The 1,814-nt window shown below is 35.3% G+C and carries 1 protein-coding gene and 1 pseudogene; both read left to right on the top strand.

The annotated features are described in order from the left end of the window. Positions 1–875: 875 nt before the first annotated feature. Positions 876–1,265, top strand: a pseudogene (locus OOZ15_RS19805) (transposase); the annotation flags it as partial. A gap of 30 nt (positions 1,266–1,295) precedes the next feature. Next, a partial coding sequence (locus OOZ15_RS19800; protein ID WP_265958169.1) for a hypothetical protein occupies positions 1,296–1,814 on the top strand: 519 nt, incomplete at its 3' end.

Below are 1,814 nucleotides of genomic sequence, written 5' to 3'. Positions count from 1 at the left end.
TTAAATCAGTTCCTGACGATCTATGAAAAAAGGGTCAGAATCTAATTAAGAATCCAACCCTCGATATTTTTACTTACACACTTTTTGGGATAGTGTCAATTTTTCCTAGTATACAACTTTCAGGAATGATCCAACATAAACAAATATCTTAACCTGAGTTCGATCTAAGCCCTAATTGTTTCCTGTGTTTGTGTGTTCATACGTTTTAATTTAATGGTTCTGTTTATTTATAATAGTTTCCTCCTCTTATGTTGTTGTGATTGGGGATCTGTGCATTTTCTTCAAGATCATCATGTAAGCTTCCCTTAGAATCGAACTGTTTAAAAGTATAAAGCAATTCTTGTCTTGCTGACCTCCTTCCATATTTAGGCACTGGTCAAAAGTAGAAAATCTAAGTTATTTTCATTGTTTTACAGATTGGGAGGAGCATAGTTGTGGCGGTTTGAGGCAACCTTAAATCTTAAAAAACGGGTCAGGTGTAGCCTGACCCGTACTAGTAATTAACTAACATTAACCTAAAACTATGTAATCTTGTTGATTTTTAAAAACGCTAACTAAATCCAGCAACAAATGTATCTCTTTCCATACGTTTGATGGGTGGTACCTTGATACCTTTTTTTAAGTTTGCCAGTTTTTTTCTTTTCCTTCCGATCCAGGTTTATTTTATTCCCTCAATAACAGTTGCTATCGGTAAAGCCATGTACATATACCTTATGCCAGTCTATTTCTTCCCAAAAAGCAAATTCACTGCCTACTTCCGAAATTCGGCACAACGCTTTTACTTTAAATTATCCGCTCACCATTATCGTCCACATAAGGAATATATTGCGAGTAATATCCTTTTAACAGGCTTTCCTAAAAAATTAAATGCATGATCTTCAACATCTGTCCATGACATCAATTACCTCGATGATATCAAGGCCCAGTTGTCCGATTGTGTCCTGCTCGGGGACAAGGGGTATCTTTCGTCAGAAGTCCAGTTGAACCTCTTTGAGGACCACCAAATTGAATTGAGCACCCCGATGCGCAAGAACCAACGGGATTACAAAGAGCAGCCCTTTGTGTTTAAAAAATCCAGAAAACGCATAGAGACCTTGTTTTCACAATTATGCGACCAGTTTATGATCCGTAGGAACTATGCTAAATCTTTTGAAGGGTTCAAAACAAGGGTATTGTCGAAAATAACGGCACTCACTGTAATTCAGTACATCAATAAATTCATTTTCAACAGGAATATCAATAATATTAAAATCAGCATTGTTTAAAATGCACAACGGGTTTAATATTATTGACCTATGAGTTTAGTGGAAAAAATAGATGCAACCGTGTTTTCTCGTTATAGAAATATGGATGTTAATTATGACAATTTGTTTGAAGAAAATCCTGTTAAATCGGATATCTTAAAAGACATGCATATGTTTGTTCCGGAAAATCTTAGCTGGATTCTTTACTTAGAAGACAGGAGATTTCAGTTTGTAGGAACTACTTCTACCTTTGGACACCTGAGCAATATTTTGTTCTTGCATTTTGTTAAGCTGGTACCCGATTGTTTTGTAGATAGTTACCTTAAGTCTATTGGGGCTTTTGTTTCTCTTTATGCTTCAAACGATGGACATCATGATAACGAAAAAACCCAGTTACAATTGTTGATCCCGATGAAATTGAGCTGTGATGATTATTATTATGTCAAGCAAACCATTTCTCCGAAAATTTTAAACAATCAATTATATGGTCTACAGATTGTTAATATCCCCATTAAGCATTACGAAGAGGATTATTACAAAATAGAGGTGTTTAACAGGGGAATAACGGAT

It is taken from the genome of Galbibacter kalidii (assembly GCF_026241135.1).
Classification (GTDB): Bacteria; Bacteroidota; Bacteroidia; order Flavobacteriales; family Flavobacteriaceae; genus Galbibacter.
This window is presented reverse-complemented; position numbering and strand designations above follow the sequence as displayed.